This window comes from Mongoliimonas terrestris, assembly GCF_001927285.1.
In the GTDB taxonomy this organism is placed as follows: Bacteria; Pseudomonadota; Alphaproteobacteria; order Rhizobiales; family Pleomorphomonadaceae; genus Chthonobacter; species Chthonobacter terrestris.
In genome coordinates, this window is record NZ_MSIG01000008.1 from 148,034 (window position 1) to 165,485 (window position 17,452).

Consider the following 17,452-nt stretch of genomic DNA (forward strand, 5'->3'; position numbering starts at 1 on the left):
TCCTTGCCAATGCCCGATTCAACCGACACTCGGCAGGATCGTTCCATCGCCGCCCCATCGGCGCGGGCCCGCGGACATGGTCGGCGGGGCGCGGGGCTTGGGAGGCGCCTCATATGAATTCAAGAAAGAAATTATAAAATCGAGTCGAGTCCATGAATCATGACTCAACAATGTGAAATAATGCAATGTATAAAGCGGTTAAATTCACCTTAATAAAGGTATTCAATTGAGATCGACTCGGAAGTATCCTTCTCTGGCACGGGAAGGAGATGGTCATGTGCGTACCTGTGCGGCTTCTGCGGCGCCTGTCGGGCGTCGTTGGACTTTGGCTTTCGGCCGGACTGCTGGCGGGCTGCGTGACGACCGCGCCCGCGCCGGGCGTCGGGGCGGGGGCGTGGGGAAGCCGCCTGGCGTTCCAGGCCGCCGGGCTCGCCGTGCTCGGCGAGGTCGAGAAGGCCTATGCCAACGGCCATGAGCGCAAGCTCATCCTGGCGACCCGCTCGCGCGTGCCGGGCTCCAACTATGTTTCGGCCGCCTTCCTGGTGCCGGGCGGCGGCACCGGCTACGGACCCCGGCTCGACGACGTGCGGCCGGCGAGCAGCGCCCTCGACCAGGAACTGGCGCGCGCCATTCCGGGCGTCGCGCTCGGCCGCACCACGGCCTACGGGGAGAACGCCTACGGCCCCTACGGCTATGCCACCGGCCGCTCCGCCCGCGGCGAGCCTTGCGTCTACGGCTGGCAGCGGATCGCCGGCGGCAGCCGCCTCGGCCAGCGTGCCGGCGGCGTCGTGCAAGTGCGCCTGCGCGTCTGCGACACGCGCCTGACAGCCGCGCGCGTCGACGGGCTGATGCAGGCCTACGCGGTCGGCGCCGCGGCGCGCGCGGCGGGCGGCGGATCCGGCCGGCCGGGTGCGGGCCGCTTCGTCGACCCGGATCCGGTCTTCGCCGACGCACCGCGTGGCCGCCGGGCGCCTGCGCGCGCGGCCGCGGTGCCGACCAACGGCATGCTGGCGCTGCCCGAACTCGGCGGCATCATGGTGCCGACTGCCGGTTCAGTGGTGTCGACCGGGCGGGGCGGACCGCCGGCTGCCGGCGAGGTCATGCCGGGAGCCGGTGCGGTCCTGGTGCCCGCGCCCCTCGCCGCCGGTGCCGGCGCGTCCGGCGCCGCGGAGATCAACGCCCGCCGGTCCGCAGCTGTCGTCCCGCCGTGCGCGCAGCCGGGGCTCGGCGTGCTCTGCGCCCGTCCGGCGGTGCTGGTGCCGCCGCCGGTGCCGCTGGCGACGGGCGCCGGGGCGGGCGTGGCGCCGCCGCCGGGCGCCGGCCTGCGCATCCCGCCGCCGCCCGCGGTTCCCGCCGGTCCACCGGTCCCCGGTCCATGATCCCGCTCTCCCGGAGCGCCGTCCCCACCCGGACGGCCGAACCCCTGAAGGCCGCCCTGCCATGACGACGACGGTCTTTGCCTTCCTCGGACTGCTGGCGCTGGCGATCATCGCCAGCCTCGTGTCGCTGCCGGTCAGCCTGCAGGCCAACCTGGTGGCGGGCTTTGCCACCGTCGCCCTGATGGCCGTGCTGCACGCGGTGCGCTCGGAGGGCGTCTGGCGCATCGTCACGCTCACCCTCGGCGTGACTGTGGTGCTCCGCTACGTGGTGTGGCGCACCGCCACCACCTTGCCGTCGGCGGAGAGCCTCGCCGACTTCATCCCCGGCCTGATCCTCTACCTGGCCGAGATGGCCGGCATCCTCATGCTGGGCGTCACCCTCTTCGTCATCGCCAAGCCGCTGCCGCCCCGCCCGGCGCCGCCGCTGCCGGACGACCTGCCGACGGTGGACGTGCTGGTACCGAGCTACAACGAGGACGCCGACCTGCTCGCCACCACGCTGGCGGCCGCCAAGGCGATGGACTATCCGGCCGACCGGTTCACGGTGTGGCTGCTCGACGACGGCGGCACCCGGCAGAAGCGGGAATCCGACCGGTTCGAGGAGGCGGCTGCGGCGCGCCGGCGGCACGCGGACCTGCAGGCGCTCTGCGCCGACCTCGGCGTCCGCTACCTGACGCGCGACCGGAACCTCGACGCCAAGGCCGGCAACATCAACCACGCGCTCGGCCACTGCAACGGCGACCTCGTGGTGGTGTTCGACGCCGACCATGCGCCCACCCGCGACTTCCTGCAGCAGACCGTCGGCCACTTCGCCGAAGACGACCGTCTGTTCCTGGTGCAGAGCCCCCACTTCTTCGTCAATCCGGATCCGGTGGAGCGCAACCTCGGCACGTTCCAGCGCATGCCGGCCGAGAACGAGATGTTCTACGGGCTGATCCAGCGCGGCCTCGACAAGTGGAACGGCAGCTTCTTCTGCGGCTCCGCCGCCGTGCTGCGCCGGTCGGCCCTCGACCAGGTCGGCGGCATCCAGACGGACTCCATCACCGAGGACAGCGAGACCGCGCTCCGCCTGCACGCCCTCGGCTGGACCAGCCTCTACGTGGACCGGCCCATGGTGGCGGGCCTGCAGCCGGCCACCTTCGCCAGCTTCGTCGGCCAGCGCACCCGCTGGGCCCAGGGGATGATCCAGATCCTGATCTTCCACACCCCGTTCCTGAAGGCCGGCCTCAGCACGCCCCAGCGCATCGCCTATGCGTCGAGCATCCTGTTCTGGATGTTCCCGCTCTGGCGCATGGTCTTCCTGATGGCGCCGCTCTGCTACATCTTCCTGGATTTGCAGATCTTCAACGCCTCCGGGTCGGAATTCGTCAGCTACACGGTCCCCTACATCCTCGCCAACATGATGCTGCAGAACTACATTTACGGCGCCTACCGGCGGCCGTGGATTTCGGAACTCTACGAATACGTGCTGTCGGTCTACCTGCTGCCGGCCGTGATCAGCGTCCTCGTCAGCCCGCGCAAGCCCGCGTTCAAGGTGACGGCGAAGAACGAAGAGGTGACGGAACCGCACCTGTCGCCGATGGCCAAGCCCTTCTTCCTGATCTTCGCCCTGATGGCCCTCGGGCTCGTCATGACGGCGGTCCGCTACGCCACCGACCCGTTCCGCGCCGACATGACGCTGATGGTCGGCGGCTGGAACCTCTTCAACCTGCTCCTTGCCGGCTGCGCCCTCGGGGCGGTGTCCGAGCGGCCGGACGACCGCTGGCAGACCCTGCCGGTCCGGCGCCGCTGCGACCTCGTCCAGGGCGACCGGGTCTGGCCGGCAGTCGTCGACGCCGTCACCGGGACGGGTCTGCAGGCGCGGGTGGAGGGCGACCACCGCGAGCTCGCGCCGGGCAGCCTCGCCACCTTGCGCCTGCCGACCCGGGACAACGACCCGGTGCTGGAGGCGGTGGTGACCGTGAAGGCCGGCGAGCGCGTGCTGCACGGCCCGGTCTCGCTCGGCTTCGTCGGCGGGCCGGCGGAACGCGGACGGATGACCGCCGACCTCGTCTACGGGGACAGCACGCGCTGGGTGGAGACGCTGCGGGCCCGCCGCTCCGGCATGGGGCTGATCGCCGGCACCCTGACCTTCCTCTTGCTCTCAGCCAAGCAGACCGCGCGCGGCCTCTACTACCTCGTCCGTCACGCCCGGCCGAAGGCGCTAAAGAACGCGCCGGCTGGCCAGGAGGCGACCCGATGATCCGCTTTGTCGTGCTTCTCGCCATGGTGCTGTCGGCGCTTCCGGCCGCCGCGGAGGACGCGCCGCCGTTCGCGATGGGGCCGGCGGCTGTCCACCCCGATCCGGCTGCCGGGGCGGGCGCCCCCGCTCCAGGCTCGCCCGGATCCGGAACGGCCGATGCCGCCGGCCCGATCTTCCGGATCGGCCCGGTCGTCGGCGGGGCAGAGGCCATCCCCGGACCAGCCCAACCGCTTGCCGCCGCCCCGATCGAGCGTCCTGCCGCCGCCGCCGTGCCCGCCGGCCGGCGCAAGCTCATCGTGCCGGTGCGCAGCCTGCGCCTCGAGGGCGAGGAGGATTATGCCGCCTGGACGGTCCATCTGTCGGCGAGCGAGGCGCTGGCGCCGGTGGCGCTGGAGCTCGGCTTCATCAACTCGGTCTTCGTCATGCCGGAGGCCTCCCAGCTTCGCGTGGTGGTGAACGACACGGTAGTGGTGCTCCGCCCGTTGGCCTCCTCCGCCGACGAGGACCGGCTCTCGGTGCCGCTGCCGGCCGGGCTTCTGAAGGCCGGCGCCAACCGGATCCGGATGGAGGTGACCCAGCGCCACCGCACCGACTGCACGGTGCAATCCACCTTCGACCTCTGGACGGACATCGACCCGCGCGCCACCGCCCTCGTCTTCCCGACGCTCTCGGCCGGCGGGGCCATGGCGCTCGACGACCTTGGCGCCGTCGGGGTGGACGCCAACGGGCGCGCCACCATCCTGATCGCCACGCCGGCCGGCGACCGGACGGAGGCGGCCGCCAGCGTGCTGGCCGTCGCCCAGGCGATCGCCCTTCGGCTGCAGCAGCCGAACCAGGTGGTCCGGGTGGTGGAGCGGCTGCCCGCCGAGATCGGCCCGGGCGTGGTGCCGGTGCTGGTCGGGCGGAGCGCCGACCTGCGGGGGCTCGCCGACCTCCCCGCGCCGGCCCCGGACCGGCCCTATGCGGGCTTCGTCGCCGGACGCTCCGGACAGGCGGTGCTCCTCGTCACCGCGCCGGACTGGACCGGCGTCGCCGCCGCCGCCCGGCGGCTGGAGCCCGCCGCCGACGCGCCGGGCCGCCGGACGGAGGCGGCGGACCTCGGGCTCCTGCGCACGGCGCTCGGCCCGGTCGCCACCGAGGCGGCGCGGTTCAGCTTCGCCGACCTCGGCATCGCCACCCAGGAGATCGCCGGCCGGCGCTTCTCCACGCGCTTCGCCATCCAGGTGCCGGCGGACTTCTACGCGGCCGCCTCCGGCACCGGCCGGATCCACCTCGACGCCGCCTACGCGCCGGAGGTGGTGCCGGGCGGCCGGTTCGACGTGTTCGTCAACGGTCAGGCGGCCGCTTCCCTGCCGATCGGCGGATCGCGGGACGTGGTGCTGCGCGATTTCGTCATCGACGTGCCGCTCCGGGCCTTCCGGCCCGGCGTCAACGAGATCGAGATCCAGATCATCACCGAGACCGTGGAGGACCGGCTCTGTCCGCCGGGCGCCGCCGCCAACGCGGCCAGCCGTTTCGTCCTGTTCGACACCAGCGCGTTCGAGATGCCGTCGTTCGCCCGGGTGGCGCGCTGGCCGGACCTGTCGGCCCTCGCCACCACCGGCTACCCCTACGCCTCGCGGCAGGACCCCCTCCCGGTGGTGCTGGCCGCCACCGACGACACCACCCTGTCGGCGGCCGCCACCCTGGTGGCCCGGCTTGCCCGCGCCAGCGACCAGGTGCTGCCGCTCGTCCTCGACCGCCGGCAGGCGCCGGGTTCCGCCCTCTTCGTCGGCACCGCCGCCCAGTTCGGATCGGGCGTGATGACGGCCTTCGGGCTTGCCGAGACGCTGCGCACCGGCTGGCAGCCGGTGCGGGCGATCGCCGGGCTGGACCGGGCCGCCCGGGCGCCGGTGTCCTTTCCGGGCGGCGACGCGGTGGCGGTGGCGGAGCGGTGGCAGGAGATCACCCGCCAGTCCGGCGCGGGCGGCTATGTGGGCTGGGTTGCCGACGCGCTGGAGGCCCGGCTCGGCATCTCGTTCGCCGATCTGAGGATCCAGCCGCCGGCGGATCTCTCCTACGTGCCGCCCGCCGGCTCGGCCGCCATCCTGGCCCAGGCGATCAGCCCGTCGGGCGCGGGCGCCTGGACCATGCTGACCGGCCCCTCGCCGGCCTCGCTGCTCGCCGGGGCCGAGGCGCTCGCCGGGTCGAGCCTCTGGACCGGGATCGACGGGCGCATCGTGGTCTGGCGGATCGGCGCCGACCGGGTCGTCACCGTGCCGGCCACCGACGCGCGGCTGGTGCCGACGGCGCCGCTGTCACTCGCCAACCTCCGCCTGATTCTTGCCAACTGGGTGTCGGAGAACCTCCTGGTGTTCGCCGCCGGCCTGATCGCCGCGAGCCTCCTCTGCGGCCTCGCCGCCTCCGTCGTCCTCGACCGCTCGGGGCGGCCGTCATGAAGGCGCTCGCCGCCCTCGGCCTGTCGGCCGCCTTCCTGCTGGCCGCGGCGGCCCCGGCGGGCCACCGGCTCGCCGCCCACGTGGACGACGGCGGACGCGGCTCGGTGACGGCCGCCGAGTGGGCGCTCTACCGGGCGCGCTTCGTGACGGCGGACGGGCGGGTGGTCGACGACGGCAACGGCGGCGTCTCCCATTCGGAGGGCCAGGGCTACGGCATGTTGCTGGCGCTCGCCGCCGGCGATGAGGCGACCTTCCGGGCGCTCTGGAATTTCGCGGCGACGCGCCTGCGCCGCCCGGACGGGCTGTTCGCCTGGCGCTACGACCCGGCGGCCGACCCGCCGGTGGGCGATCCGAACACGGCGAGCGACGGCGACCTCTTGATCGCCTACGCGCTGCTGCGCGCCGCCTCGGCCTTCGCCGAGCCGGGCTATGCCAGGGAGGCGTTGGCGATCGCCGGGCGGCTCGCGGAGACGGTGCTCCTTCGCCACGACGGCGGTGTCGTGCTCCTGCCGGGGGTGAGCGGATTCGGCGCGGCCGACCGGCCCGACGGGCCGGTGGTCAACCCCTCCTACCTGGTCCTGGAGGCGATCGCGGCCTTCGGCCTCCTCCTGCCGGACAGCGACTGGCGCGCGCTGGGAGCGTCCGCGCCCCGCTTCCTGTCGCGCGCCGTCGCCGGCCCGGACCGGCTGCCGCCCGAATGGCTCTCCGTCGCCGGGCCGGTGCCGGTGCCGGCGGAGCGCTTTCCGGCCGTGTTCGGCTACAACGCCCTCCGGCTGCCGCTTTATCTGATGCGCGCCGGCCTTCACGACCACCCGACGGCGGCGGCCGTGGCGGCGGCGTGGCTGCGCCGGAGCGGCGGCCGGCCGGCGGTGCTGTCGCTCGCCGACGGCACGGTCACGGAGCCGCTGCCGGATCCGGGCTACCGGATCATCCTCGCCGCGCTCGCCTGCGCCCGCGCGGGCACGCCCGTGCCGGCCGATCTCGCCCGGTTCGAGCCGACGCTCTACTACCCGTCCACCCTCCATCTGCTGACGCTCAGCCACCTGAGGTTGAGCCACAAGGAGTGCCTATGAGCAAGACCGTGTCCCTCGCCGTCGCGGCGCTCGCCGTGTTCGTGGTCTATGCCGGCCCGGACCTCGGCACTCCGACCTTCCTGCCGGCCGTGGCGGCCGATCCGTCGCCGGTGGTGATCCGCGACGTGCTCGCGCAGGCCGCCACGCCGCCGGCGCTCGCCGAGCCGCTGCGTCCGCCGGCGGAAGCGCCCGCGGCGGAAGCGCCCGCGGCCGAGGTCTTTCCGCTCCTCGCCGACGGTGCCCTGCCGACCGGCACGGTGCCGGCGGCCGACCCGGCCCTTGCGCCCGCCACACGGGCGGGCGGCGATGTGGACGAGACCGCGCTCCACTATTTCGCCCGGGAGGGCGACATCCGCCGGCTGGAGGCGGAGGCGGCGCGGCTGGAGGCGCTCTACCCGGGCTGGGTGCGGCCGGCGGACCTCGGCCGGGCCGGCGGACGGCCCGACCCGGAGATCGACCGCCTGTGGCGGCTGCAGGCGCGCGGCCAGTTCGCCGAGGTGCGCCAGGCGATCGCCGACCGCCAGGCGCGCGAGCCCGACTGGCCGGTGCCGGAGGACCTCGCGACGGCGATCCGCGTCGGCGAGAAGCGCCAGCAGCTGGTGGCGGCGGCCGAAGCGGAGCGCTGGCCGGCGGTGCTGGCGGTGGCGACCGAGACGCCGGACCTCCTCGTCTGCGCCGAGATGAACGTGCTCTGGCACGTTGCGACGGCCTTCGCGGCCACCGACCAGCCGGGGCGCGCCGGCGACGTCTACACGCACATCCTGACCCATTGCGACAACCCGGCCGAACGGCTCGCCACCCTGCAGAAGGCGGCCGAGCGGCTGCCGCGCGCGGCACTGACCGCCCTTTTCGCCCTGGAGCGCCCCGACAGTACGGGCGCGCCGGAGTTCGCCGCCCTCAGGGCCGAGATCGCCCGGAGCGCCATCGTGGCGGCCATCAACGACCCGGACATGGCGCTGGCGGACGCGGACCGGGCCGTGCTGGAGGCGGCCGGCCGTGCTGCGGCCGACGCCCGCGACGCGCTGCTCCTCGGCTGGTATCACCTGAAGCGGACCACTGCCGCCGACGCGGAGACCTGGTTCCGGCTCGCCGGCGAACGCCAGCCGTCCGCCGAGGCGGCCGAGGGGCTGGGGCTCGCCCTCATCGCGGCGGAACGCCCGGCCGAGGCGGAGGCGGTGCTTTATCCCCATCACGCGGCCTCGGAGGATCTGGCGAAGGTCTACGCGGCGGCCGTCGCCCGGCTGCTCGCGACGGAGCCGCGGGCGACCATCGAGCCGCCGGTGATCGAGCGCATCGTCCAGGTGGTGATGGCGACCCGCAACGCGGACCTCGCCCAGCAGGTCGGCTGGTACGCCTATGCGCTCGGGCAGGTGGAGACGGCCGGCCAGTGGCAGGCGACCGCCCTCGTCTGGGCGCCCGACCTGGAGGACGCGGCCTTCGGCCTCCTGATCGCCCGCCAGGCGCGGGACGACAAGGCGGGCGTGGCGGAGATCGCCCGCCTGTGGGCGGCCCGCTCGCCGCGCATCGCCGAGGCGGTGGCGCTTGCCGCCGCGCCGGGGCGCCGCGCGCCGCAGGCCGTCGCCGCGGTGGCGACGACCGGGTGGCGGGACGCCACGCCGGCGGCCTATTGGCCGTCGGCGGCCGGGACCGCCGCGTCGGCGGCCGGGACCGCCGCGGAAGCGGCCTTCGCCCACATGCCGACCGGCTCGCTGGGGGTGTTGCCAGCGGCCTATGGCTCGGCGAACGGGGCGATCCCCGGTGGCGGGGCGGCCGCACGGGTCGACGACGGCGGGTGGGACGCGACGGCGGGCGGCGGCCAGGGGCTGGCGCGCGGCTGGTCGCTGATGCGGCTGAACCGCCCCTACGAGGCGCTCGCCCATTTCGAGCGGGCGCTCGGCACCGGCGGCGCCCGGGCCCGGCAGGACGCGGCCTACGGCCTGTCGCTCGCCTATCTGCGCCTCGGCATGACCCGGGAGGCCGCCGCCGCGGCGGCGGTGCCGCAGTCGGCTCCCCGGAGCGCGGAGCTGGAGGCCGCCATCCTGGCCGACGACAGCTTGGCGGCCTTCTCGGCCGGCGCCTTTCGCGAGACGGTTGCCCTCCTCGACGCGCGTGGCGCGGTGGCGGCGGAGACGACCGACCTGATGACCTTGCGCGGCTGGGCGCACTATCACATGCGCGAGTTCGCCGCCGCCAGGGACCTGTTCCAGGCCGCCGCCGCGGCGGGTCACCGGCCAGCCCTCGAAGGTCTGGCCGCGCTGGAGAGCCGCCGACCCTTGATGCGGGGATCGTGAGTCGAAGGAGCCATGCAGAAACGGATTAACGAGATCTGAAACCGAGAGCGTCCATGATCTGCGTGCATTGCTGCGATGCAACAAAGACATCTGCTCATGGGCGCCCGACGCACCTATCTTCCGGTCAACGAAAACGCCGGAAACCGCGTCGCGGGACCCCCGGCCGCCAGACCGCCCCACCGCGGTCGCGCACCCTCGGACCGCGTCGCGGTCCCATCAACGGAGGCCGTCATGTTCGGACCCATCGCCAAGGCTCGCAAGGCCTGGACCCGCTTCGTCTCCTTCGACCCGGAGAACGCCTACCTCAACGAGGCCATGGACCGGATCGACCTGGAACGCCGCCAGCGCGAGATCGACGCCGGCAAGTTCCGCCGGGCGCCGTCCTACTACTGATGTTCGGCTCATGACGGCTCGGCTGGTTCGACCGTCATGAGCTTGACCCGTCGCCGCGCATTCGGCCCGCAATGAGGCCGGCCGCGCGGGATGTGGGCTCGTTGGGGGCGGTCCTCCGTATTGGCCCTCTCCCGTCCGCCCGCCCGCCGCGCTTGACGGTGAAAAACTGGCCCGTCATACTCAAGTTCAATCTTCCCCGAAGCCTTGACCTTCGGACAGAGGCTTGAACGATGACCGGACCTTTCACCTCGACCCGGCTGCCGCTCGGCACGGGAGGCCAGACATGATCGTCTGCCACTGCAATGTGATCACGCTGGCGGACATCCACAGCGTCATCGACGATCTTCTCGATGCCGACCCCTGGCGGATCGTGACGCCCGGCCTTGTCTATATGACGCTCGGCAAACGGGGCCGCTGCTGCGGCTGCTTCCCGAACGCCGTGCAGGTGATCGAGGAGCGCGTGCAGCTGCGGCGCGGCGCGAGCGATCTGCCGGCGCGGGTGCCGCAGGCGCCGGACTCGCGTCCTGAGCAGCCGGCGGTGGTCGTTCCTCTGCGTAGAACTGCCTAAATCCCTGGAAACCAAAGCGCGCGTGTTGCGCCGCAGAGGCTGGCTGATTAGGCTCTCCGCCATTGACGAGCGATCTCGACAGGAGAGCTAGATGAAGGGTAGTCCCAAGGTTCTCGAGCGGCTGAACGAAGCCCTCTTTCTCGAACTCGGTGCCGTGAATCAGTACTGGCTGCACTATCGGCTGCTGGACGATTGGGGCTTTACCAAGCTCGCCAAGAAGGAGCGGGAGGAATCCATCGAGGAGATGCATCACGCCGATCGCATCATCGCGCGGATCATCTTCCTGGAAGGCCATCCCAACCTGCAGACGCTGGCGCCGCTGCGGATCGGCCAGACCCTCCGCGAGGTTCTGGACGCGGATCTCGCCGGCGAATATGACGCCCGCACGTCCTACCGGATCTCGCGCGACGTCTGCCGCGACGAAAACGACTATGTGTCCATGCAGATCTTCGAGGACCTGCTGAAGGACGAGGAAGGCCACATCGACTTCCTGGAGACCCAGATCAACCTTCTGGAAAAGCTCGGCGAGGAGCGCTACGGCCTGCTGAACGCCGTCGGCGCCAACGAAGCCGAGTAGAACCCGGCGCGCACTCCATGAAAAAGCCCGCGGACCGGCGTCGAGGACGCCGTGACCGCGGGCTTTTTCGTTGCGCCACGCCGACGGGGGCTGGAAGCGGCGCGACCGTCCGGACGGCGAACACGGCGGTTCGAACCGCGCGTTCGGGCGTTCGCTCGCGCCTTCAGCGGCGGACGAGGCGGCACTCGGTGACACGCACGCGCACCACCTTGTCGACCCGGCCGTAGCGGTCGTAGGAGCGCTTCACCCGCCAGGTCGGCTCGCAGATCTCCCGCACCCGGTGGTGTCGGTCCGCGCGGCGCTCCCGGCGGTCGTGACGGCGCTCGTAGCGGTCCCGGTCGTCCCAGCGGCGGTCCCCGTCCCAGCGGCGGTGGTCGTCCCAGCGGCGGCGATCGTCGTCGCGGTGGTCGCGCCAGTCCCGGTGATCCACCGTGATGACGAGGGACGCCTCGGCGGCGCTCGCGGACGGCACCACGACGGCGGCGGTGCCGGCGAGCGCCAGGACGCCGGCGGTGAGGCGGATGAGAGCGGTGCGGAGCATGGATGTCCTCCTCGGGTGTCCAAGGGCCGGCTGGATCGCCGACCGCGTGGGAAAGGTATGCGCCTCTCGCAATGAACCCGGACTGAGGCAGCCGTTCAGACGGCGTTCATCCTTCCGCGACAGGGTGGACCGACCTTCGAGGAGACCGCCCGATGCCGGATTTGCCGCCGCTCCTGGTGATGGCGCCCGATCTCGCCGACGCCGTCGCCCGCTGGACCGAGACCCTCGGCGGCGTGCGCCGCATGGCCGACCGCACCCTGGAGGCTTATGGCCGCGACGTGGAGCAATTCGTCCGTTTCCTCACGGTCCACCTCGGCGGGCCGCCGACGATCGCCAACGTGGCCGGGCTGAAGCCCGCCGACTACCGGGCCTTCCTGGCCCACCGGCGCCGCGACGGTGCTTCGGCGGCGACGCTTGCCCGCGGGCTCTCGGGCGTGCGCTCCCTCGTCCGCCACCTGGAGCGGCAGGGGCACCTCTCCTCCACGGCGGTGAACGCGGTCCATACCCCGAAGGTGGGCCGGCGCCTGCCGAAGCCGCTGCCCGTCGCCGACGCCCTCTCGGTGGTCGATCCGGACCGGCAACTGGCCGAGGAGCCCTGGATCGCGGCGCGCGACGCGGCCGTGCTGGCCCTCCTCTACGGGTCGGGGCTGCGCATCTCCGAGGCGCTGGCGATCACCCGCGCGGACCTTCCGCCGCCGGAGGGCGGGTCCCTCCGCGTGCTCGGCAAGGGGTCCAAGGTGCGGATCGTGCCGGTGCTGCCGCAGGTTCGGGCGGCGATCGACGCCTATCTGGCGCTTCTCCCCTACCGGATCCCCGCCAACACGCCGATCTTCCGCGGCGCCAAGGGCGGACCCTTGCAGCCGCGCCTGATTCAGGCCGCCATGCAGCGGCTGCGCGGCGCCCTCGGCCTGCCGGACACGGCGACGCCGCACGCCCTCCGGCATTCCTTCGCCACCCATCTCCTCGGCGCCGGCGGCGACCTTCGCACCATCCAGGAACTGCTCGGCCACGCCAGCCTCGGCACCACGCAGATGTACACCGCCGTCGACCAGGTGCGCCTGATCGCCGCCTGGGAAAAGGCGCACCCGCGCGCGGGGTGAGGGTTTGCCGCAGGGGGCACGGCTGCCTTGTAACAGCGCGATGACAAAGGCCTTTCCGATTCGGCCACGGATGGCCTAGGCTCAAGCGGACGGGGAGAGCGCCTTCGCCTAAGGCCCGCGCCGTCGACCATCCTCCGCCGCACCGGCGGCCGGCGTGCCCGCGCCGGATCCTCGCCGCCCCGGACCTGCCCGTGACCTGCCCGTGACCGTCTCCTCCGCGCCGCCCGCCACCGGACGGCCTATCGTGCCGCTGGTCGGCTACGCGCTCGCTCTGTCGAGCGCGGTCCTCTTTGCCACCAAGGGCATCTTCATCAAGCTCGGCTATGCGGAGGGCCTCGATCCGATCACCCTCCTGGCGCTCCGCATGCTCTTCTCCGTGCCGATCTTCGCGGCGGTGGGTCTCTGGACGTCGATCCGGGCGGGCTGGGGCGGCTATCGCGGGCGCGACATCGCCGCGGCCGCCGGGGTCGGCATGCTCGGCTACTGGTTCGCCAGCTACGCGGACTTCATGGGCCTGATGACCCTGTCGCCGCAGTTCTCGCGGCTCATTCTCTTCACCTATCCGCTGTTCGTCGTCCTCTTCGGCGCGCTCTTCTTCGCCCAGCCCGTCCGCCCGCTCGCCCTCGGCGCCTTCGCCATCAGCTACGGCGGCCTCGCCATCGTGTTCGTGAAGGACTATGCGGCCATGGGCTCGGCGATCACCGTCGGCACCCTCTGGGTGCTCGCCTCGGCGGTGGCCTTCGCGCTCTACCAGCTCCTCGCCAAGCCGCTGATCCGAAGGCTCGGCGCGCCGCTCTTCACCTCCATCGCCATGACGGCCGCGAGCGCCGGCCTCCTGACGCAGTTCGCCGCCACGCGGCCGCTGGAGCGGCTGCTCGTCACCGGGCCGAGCCTCGCCATCGCCCTCGGTCTTGCGATCGGCGCCACCGTTCTGCCGGCGTTTCTCCTCAGCGCGTCGCTCTCGCGCATCTCCGCCCAGGCGAACGCCATGATCAGCACCTTGAGCCCGGTGGTGACGCTCGGGCTCGCGGTCGCCTTCCTCGGCGAGACGGCGGGCCCGTTGGACCTTGTCGGCACCGCCCTCGTGATCGGCGGGATCTGGCTCTTCACCCGCCTCGACCGGGCGCGGTGACGGCACCCGGTTCGGCGCGGGATTCGAGACGGGCTGAAGGCGTCTTCACGAAAATCTGTCTTCGGGATCGCCCGGCCTCGCCCTAGCCTGTCTCCTCGGCGGGGGAACGCCGACTTCTTGCGAGGAGACCTGACGATGACCAAGCTGATGCTGACGGGTGGTGCCGCCCTGGCCATGGCCCTCTCCACCGGGCTTGCCGCGGCCGAGTGCAACTATTCCAAGATGCGGACCGCCTCCACGATCCCGGCCGAGCCCGTGCAGGTGGCGAACCTCTCCCAGCCCGTGCTGCTGCCGGAAGGCCAGACGACCGTGACGACCCAGCCGGCGACCCCGGCCCCGGCCGAGACCGTCCGCCAGTAAGCGGGACGGGTATCGCGCCGAAAGATGAAAGGCCCGGCATCGAGCCGGGCCTTGCTGTTTGGGGCCGCTCTATGGTCAGAGCCGCTTTGGGCGCGGATCAGATGTGGATCGGGCGCTTGTCGACGGCGAGCGCGGCTTCCTTGACGGCCTCCGACATGGTCGGGTGGGCATGGCAGGTGCGGGCGAGATCCTCGGAGGAACCGCCGAACTCCATCAGCACCGCCGCTTCGTGGATGAGGTCGCCGGCGCCGGCGCCGACGATGTGGACGCCGAGCACCCGGTCGGTGGCGGCATCCGCCAGCACCTTCACGAAGCCGTCCGTGTGCAAGGTCGCCTTGGCGCGACCGTTGGCCGTGAAGGGGAACTTGCCCGACCGGTAGGCGATGCCGGCGGCCTTCAGCTCCTCCTCGGTCTGCCCCACGGCGGCCACCTCCGGCATGGTATAGACCACGCCCGGGATGACGCCGTAGTTCACGTGCCCGTGCTGGCCGGCGAGGATTTCGGCGAGCGCCACGCCCTCGTCCTCGGCCTTGTGGGCGAGCATGGGGCCGACGATCACGTCGCCGATGGCGTAGATGCCGGGCACGGTGGTGGCGTAGTGGGCGTCGGTGACGACGCGGCCCCGGTTGTCGCGGGCAACCCCCACCTCGTCGAGGCCGAGGCCGTCCGTGTAGGGCTTGCGCCCGACGGCCACCAGCACCACGTCGGCCGCGATCGTCTCGCCGCCGCCGCCGGCGGCGGGCTCGAACGTCACCGTCACCGGGCCGTTCCCGGCCGGGGCGACGCTCGTCACCTTCTGGCCGAGCTTGAAGGCGAAGCCCTGCTTCTCCAGCATGCGCTGGAACTGCTTGGCGACCTCCCCGTCCATGCCGGGCAGGATGCGGTCGAGATATTCCAGCACCGTCACCTTGGCGCCGAGCCGGGCCCAGACCGAGCCGAGCTCCAGGCCGATGACGCCGGCACCGATCACCACCAGGGTGTCGGGCACCTTGTCGAGCGCGATGGCGCCGGTGGAGGAGACCACCGTCTTCTCGTCAATCTCGATGCCGGGCAGCGTGGCGACGTCGGAGCCGGTGGCGATCACGATGGCCTTGCCCTCCAGCACCTTGGCGCCGGAGCCGTCGTTCATCGTCACCTCCACCTTGCCCGGCGCGACGATCTTGCCCGCGCCGAGAAAGGGATCGACCTTGTTCTTCTTCAGGAGAAAGTCGATGCCCTGGACGTTCGACTTCACCGTCGTGTCCTTGTGCGCCATCATGGCCGGCAGATCGAGCCGCGGCGTGCCGACGTCGATGCCGAGCTTCTTGAAGCCGTGCGCGGCCTCCTCGAACAGCTCGGAGGCGTGCAGCAGCGCCTTCGACGGGATGCAGCCGACGTTGAGGCAGGTGCCGCCGTGGGTGCCGCGCTTCTCGACGACCGCCACCTTCAAGCCGAGCTGGGCCGCGCGAATGGCGCAGACATAGCCGCCGGGGCCGGTTCCGATGACGATCAGGTCGTAGGACATCAAATCCCCTTTTGTCATTCCGCGGCAGACCGCCGCTGCCTGTAGGTGTCTGCCATCCGGCGGACTCGCTGTTCTTCAAGGGCGGACCGAACGCCGTCCGCGCAGAGGTCTATCTCCCGGCCGGCCTCGGACAGTCGCCAGCCGAAGCTCCGTCCCGATGGGCCGACCGTGACGGTCGCGAACAAGGCGGGATCGAAGAGCGGCGCGAACAGGTCGCCAGTCTCGATGTGCTCGGAGAAGTCCATCTCCTCCTCGAATCCATCGTCGTACCGGACCCGGACGACCGGATGGCGAACCATGTCGACCGTGGCGATTCGGTAGGCCTTCATGTCCATGGTCCTTCGATCGATCGGCCCGCCTGGAATTCCACCCAGCAGAAAGCGACCCAGTCCTGCCGAGGCACAAAACAGACGCGGAAGGCGTTGGCCTTCGACTTCGGGATTGATCCTCGTAAGGTATCACCTGTGGCAATCGAGATCAGGGCCTCGCGATCACCCGCCCGCACATGCACGTGGGGAGGCGGGTGATCATTCGCGTAGATGTGGACCGTCATTCCCTGGAATGCGCCGATCGTCGGCACCCGCCATCTCGTCTCAGAGGTCCAGCACCAGGCGCTGCGGGTCCTCCAGGCTCTCCTTGACGCGGACGAGGAAGGTCACGGCCTCCTTGCCGTCGACGATCCGGTGGTCGTAGCTGAGGGCGAGGTACATCATCGGCCGCACCTCGATCTTGCCGCCGACCACCATGGGCCGCTCCTGGATCTTGTGCATGCCGAGGATGCCGGACTGCGGCGCGTTGAGGATGGGCGTCGACATCAGCGAGCCGTAGACGCCGCCGTTGGTGATGGTGAAGGTGCCGCCCTGCATCTCGTCGATCTTCAGCTGGCCGTCGCGGGCCCGCTTGCCGTAGCCGGTGATGGTCTTCTCGATGCCGGCGAGCGACAGCTGGTCCGCGTCGCGCACCACCGGCACCACCAGGCCCTTGTCGGTGCCGACGGCGATGCCGACGTGGTAGTAGTTCTTGTAGATGATGTCCTGGCCGTCGATCTCGGCGTTGACCGCCGGCAGTTCCTTCAGGGCCTGGATGCAGGCCTTCACGAAAAAGCCCATGAAGCCGAGCTTCACGCCGTGCTTCTTCTCGAAGAGATCCTTGTAGCTGTTGCGGAGCGCCATCACGTTCGTCATGTCGACCTCGTTGAAGGTCGTCAGCATGGCGGCGGTGTTCTGGGCGTCCTTGAGGCGGCGCGCTATGGTCTGGCGCAGCTTGGTCATCTTGACCCGCTCCTCGCGGGCGGCGTCGTCGGCGCCGGACGCCGGGCGGGGCGCCTGCACGGGCGCGGGCGCCGGGGCCTTGGCGGTGGCGCCGCCGGCCATGGCGGCGAGCACGTCCTCCTTCAGCACCTGGCCGCGGCGGCCGGAGCCGGCGTCGAGCGCGATGCCGCTCTCGGCCATCATCTTGGCGGCGGAGGGCGCGGGCGGCATGGCGGAGGCCGGCGCGCCGGCGGGGGCGGGCGCGCTCGCGGCCGGCGCCGGGGCGGCGGCCGGGGCCGGCTTGGCGGCGGGCGCCGGTGCCGCGGCAACGGAGCCCTCGCCGATGGAGCCGAGCAGCGCGCCGACGCCGACGGTCTCGCCGTCGGCGACCAGGATCTCGGCGAGGACGCCCGCGGCCGGCGCCGGAACCTCGATGGTGACCTTGTCGGTCTCCAGTTCCACGACCGGCTCGTCGGCCTTGACCGCCTCGCCAGCCTTCTTGAACCAGCGGCCGATCGTGGCCTCTGTCACGGACTCGCCGAGAGTCGGAACGCGGATCTCCGTCGCCATGGGGTGCTCGTCTCTGTCGTTCGATAGGAATGTC

16 protein-coding genes are annotated in these 17,452 nt (G+C 71.8%); 11 read left to right on the forward strand and 5 right to left on the reverse strand.

What is annotated here, in order from left to right; translation table 11 throughout:
- Window positions 1-275 precede the first annotated feature (275 nt).
- The 8 genes from bcsN to bfr all read left to right on the forward strand — a co-directional run bounded on the left by bcsN (window position 276) and on the right by bfr (window position 10,961).
- Window positions 276-1,379: a cellulose biosynthesis protein BcsN gene (gene bcsN, locus BUQ68_RS13450; protein ID WP_175577814.1), complete on the forward strand. Its 1,104-nt coding sequence runs from the start codon at window positions 276-278 to the stop codon at window positions 1,377-1,379.
- Between the two features lie 61 nt (window positions 1,380-1,440).
- Complete coding sequence (gene bcsA / locus BUQ68_RS13455) at window positions 1,441-3,621, forward strand: UDP-forming cellulose synthase catalytic subunit (RefSeq protein WP_075216498.1); 2,181 nt, start codon at window positions 1,441-1,443, stop codon at window positions 3,619-3,621.
- A complete protein-coding gene (locus tag BUQ68_RS13460; RefSeq protein WP_075216499.1) occupies window positions 3,618-6,059 on the forward strand; it encodes a cellulose biosynthesis cyclic di-GMP-binding regulatory protein BcsB in 2,442 nt (813 codons plus the stop codon). The genes bcsA and BUQ68_RS13460 overlap by 4 nt, the downstream gene beginning before the upstream one ends.
- On the forward strand, window positions 6,056-7,132 hold the full coding sequence (locus tag BUQ68_RS13465) for a family 8 glycosyl hydrolase (RefSeq protein WP_075216500.1): 1,077 nt from the start codon (window positions 6,056-6,058) through the stop codon (window positions 7,130-7,132). The genes BUQ68_RS13460 and BUQ68_RS13465 overlap by 4 nt, the downstream gene beginning before the upstream one ends.
- A complete protein-coding gene (locus BUQ68_RS13470; RefSeq protein ID WP_075216501.1) occupies window positions 7,129-9,423 on the forward strand; it encodes a hypothetical protein in 2,295 nt (764 codons plus the stop codon). The genes BUQ68_RS13465 and BUQ68_RS13470 overlap by 4 nt, the downstream gene beginning before the upstream one ends.
- 231 nt (window positions 9,424-9,654) lie before the next feature.
- Window positions 9,655-9,816: a DUF3563 family protein gene (locus tag BUQ68_RS23085; RefSeq protein WP_095407336.1), complete on the forward strand. Its 162-nt coding sequence runs from the start codon at window positions 9,655-9,657 to the stop codon at window positions 9,814-9,816.
- 283 nt (window positions 9,817-10,099) lie between these two features.
- A complete protein-coding gene (locus BUQ68_RS13475; RefSeq protein WP_075216502.1) occupies window positions 10,100-10,384 on the forward strand; it encodes a (2Fe-2S)-binding protein in 285 nt (94 codons plus the stop codon).
- Between the two features lie 91 nt (window positions 10,385-10,475).
- Complete coding sequence (gene bfr, locus BUQ68_RS13480; protein WP_075216503.1) at window positions 10,476-10,961, forward strand: bacterioferritin; 486 nt, start codon at window positions 10,476-10,478, stop codon at window positions 10,959-10,961.
- A 163-nt stretch (window positions 10,962-11,124) separates the two neighbouring features.
- Here the strand turns inward: bfr and BUQ68_RS23775 are convergent, their stop codons facing one another.
- On the reverse strand, window positions 11,125-11,502 hold the full coding sequence (locus BUQ68_RS23775; protein ID WP_175577815.1) for a hypothetical protein: 378 nt from the start codon (window positions 11,500-11,502) through the stop codon (window positions 11,125-11,127).
- A 152-nt stretch (window positions 11,503-11,654) separates the two neighbouring features.
- Between BUQ68_RS23775 and BUQ68_RS13490 the strand changes: the two genes are divergently transcribed.
- From BUQ68_RS13490 to BUQ68_RS13500, 3 genes are all read left to right on the forward strand, one after another.
- Window positions 11,655-12,602, forward strand: a complete 948-nt coding sequence (locus BUQ68_RS13490; protein WP_075216504.1) for a tyrosine recombinase XerC — start codon at window positions 11,655-11,657, stop codon at window positions 12,600-12,602.
- Window positions 12,603-12,804: 202 nt separating this feature from the next.
- Window positions 12,805-13,734, forward strand: coding sequence for a DMT family transporter (locus tag BUQ68_RS13495; protein WP_083656564.1), 930 nt, complete (start codon window positions 12,805-12,807; stop codon window positions 13,732-13,734).
- Between the two features lie 135 nt (window positions 13,735-13,869).
- A complete protein-coding gene (locus BUQ68_RS13500; protein WP_075216505.1) occupies window positions 13,870-14,094 on the forward strand; it encodes a hypothetical protein in 225 nt (74 codons plus the stop codon).
- Between the two features lie 97 nt (window positions 14,095-14,191).
- On the opposite strand, the gene lpdA is transcribed toward BUQ68_RS13500, so the two are convergent.
- The 4 genes from lpdA to odhB are packed head-to-tail and all read right to left on the reverse strand — an operon-like array spanning window position 14,192 to window position 17,418.
- The gene (lpdA, locus tag BUQ68_RS13505) at window positions 14,192-15,598 is read right to left on the reverse strand and encodes a dihydrolipoyl dehydrogenase (RefSeq protein WP_075216506.1); all 1,407 of its coding nucleotides are present in this window, start codon (window positions 15,596-15,598) and stop codon (window positions 14,192-14,194) included.
- Between the two features lie 14 nt (window positions 15,599-15,612).
- Window positions 15,613-15,933, reverse strand: coding sequence for a DUF2442 domain-containing protein (locus BUQ68_RS13510; protein ID WP_245293247.1), 321 nt, complete (start codon window positions 15,931-15,933; stop codon window positions 15,613-15,615).
- On the reverse strand, window positions 15,924-16,151 hold the full coding sequence (locus BUQ68_RS24555; protein WP_075216507.1) for a DUF4160 domain-containing protein: 228 nt from the start codon (window positions 16,149-16,151) through the stop codon (window positions 15,924-15,926). Before BUQ68_RS24555 ends, BUQ68_RS13510 begins: the two co-directional genes overlap by 10 nt.
- A gap of 40 nt (window positions 16,152-16,191) precedes the next feature.
- Complete coding sequence (gene odhB, locus BUQ68_RS13520) at window positions 16,192-17,418, reverse strand: 2-oxoglutarate dehydrogenase complex dihydrolipoyllysine-residue succinyltransferase (RefSeq protein WP_075216508.1); 1,227 nt, start codon at window positions 17,416-17,418, stop codon at window positions 16,192-16,194.
- Window positions 17,419-17,452 lie beyond the last annotated feature (34 nt).

Excerpts from the sequence above, each read along its gene's own strand:
- bcsN (WP_175577814.1), top strand. The coding sequence starts at position 276 with ATGTGCGTACCTGTGCGGCTTCTGCGGCGCCTGTCGGGCGTCGTTGGA.
- bcsA (WP_075216498.1), top strand. The coding sequence starts at position 1,441 with ATGACGACGACGGTCTTTGCCTTCCTCGGACTGCTGGCGCTGGCGATC.
- BUQ68_RS13460 (WP_075216499.1), top strand. The coding sequence starts at position 3,618 with ATGATCCGCTTTGTCGTGCTTCTCGCCATGGTGCTGTCGGCGCTTCCG.
- BUQ68_RS13465 (WP_075216500.1), top strand. The coding sequence starts at position 6,056 with ATGAAGGCGCTCGCCGCCCTCGGCCTGTCGGCCGCCTTCCTGCTGGCC.
- BUQ68_RS13470 (WP_075216501.1), top strand. The coding sequence starts at position 7,129 with ATGAGCAAGACCGTGTCCCTCGCCGTCGCGGCGCTCGCCGTGTTCGTG.
- BUQ68_RS23085 (WP_095407336.1), top strand. The coding sequence starts at position 9,655 with ATGTTCGGACCCATCGCCAAGGCTCGCAAGGCCTGGACCCGCTTCGTC.
- BUQ68_RS13475 (WP_075216502.1), top strand. The coding sequence starts at position 10,100 with ATGATCGTCTGCCACTGCAATGTGATCACGCTGGCGGACATCCACAGC.
- bfr (WP_075216503.1), top strand. The coding sequence starts at position 10,476 with ATGAAGGGTAGTCCCAAGGTTCTCGAGCGGCTGAACGAAGCCCTCTTT.
- BUQ68_RS23775 (WP_175577815.1), bottom strand. The coding sequence starts at position 11,502 with ATGCTCCGCACCGCTCTCATCCGCCTCACCGCCGGCGTCCTGGCGCTC.
- BUQ68_RS13490 (WP_075216504.1), top strand. The coding sequence starts at position 11,655 with ATGCCGGATTTGCCGCCGCTCCTGGTGATGGCGCCCGATCTCGCCGAC.
- BUQ68_RS13500 (WP_075216505.1), top strand. The coding sequence starts at position 13,870 with ATGACCAAGCTGATGCTGACGGGTGGTGCCGCCCTGGCCATGGCCCTC.
- lpdA (WP_075216506.1), bottom strand. The coding sequence starts at position 15,598 with ATGTCCTACGACCTGATCGTCATCGGAACCGGCCCCGGCGGCTATGTC.
- BUQ68_RS13510 (WP_245293247.1), bottom strand. The coding sequence starts at position 15,933 with ATGGACATGAAGGCCTACCGAATCGCCACGGTCGACATGGTTCGCCAT.
- BUQ68_RS24555 (WP_075216507.1), bottom strand. The coding sequence starts at position 16,151 with ATGACGGTCCACATCTACGCGAATGATCACCCGCCTCCCCACGTGCAT.
- odhB (WP_075216508.1), bottom strand. The coding sequence starts at position 17,418 with ATGGCGACGGAGATCCGCGTTCCGACTCTCGGCGAGTCCGTGACAGAG.